This is a genomic window from Mesorhizobium sp. M7A.F.Ca.US.011.01.1.1, assembly GCF_003998295.1.
GTDB lineage: Bacteria > Pseudomonadota > Alphaproteobacteria > Rhizobiales > Rhizobiaceae > Mesorhizobium.
This window is the reverse complement of record NZ_RZRT01000235.1, coordinates 1-450: the sequence shown is the minus strand read 5'-3', so window position 1 is coordinate 450 and position 450 is coordinate 1. Positions and strand designations below refer to the sequence as shown.

Below are 450 nucleotides of genomic sequence, written 5' to 3'. Positions count from 1 at the left end.
GTCCTGGATGACCGGGTCGCGATAGTCGGTGACCGCATAAAAGCCGCCGAACTTCTCCTCGGGATAAGCGACCACGACCGGAAACAGGATCTCTCCCTTGTAGGCAACGAGAACCGGTTTGTCGTTGGCGATCCATTCGGAAAACAGCGACAGCACGAAAAGCACGAGGAAGATCCATAACGACCAATAGCCGCGCCGGTTGGCCCTGAAATTCTGCAGGCGCCGCTGGTTGAGCGGCGACAGCCAGGGTCGGGCAATCCGGTCCGGCGTCGTTTCGACTGCGGCCCCGGCCATCAGACGTCTCTCCGCTCGAAGTCGATGCGCGGGTCGACCCAAGTGTAGATCAGGTCGGACAAGAGCCCGACAATCAGGCCGAGAAGCGAGAAGATGTAGAGATTGGCGAAGACCACCGGGTAGTCGCGCTCGACCACCGACCTGAAACCGAGCAGG

General features: G+C 60.4%; 2 pseudogenes. Both read right to left on the bottom strand.

Annotation, left to right across the window (positions count from 1 at the left end):
* Positions 1-294 (bottom strand): annotated as a pseudogene (locus EOA13_RS37515) (ABC transporter permease); the annotation flags it as partial.
* A pseudogene (locus EOA13_RS37510) lies at positions 294-450 on the bottom strand (microcin ABC transporter permease); the annotation flags it as partial. The pseudogenes EOA13_RS37515 and EOA13_RS37510, both read right to left, overlap by 1 nt.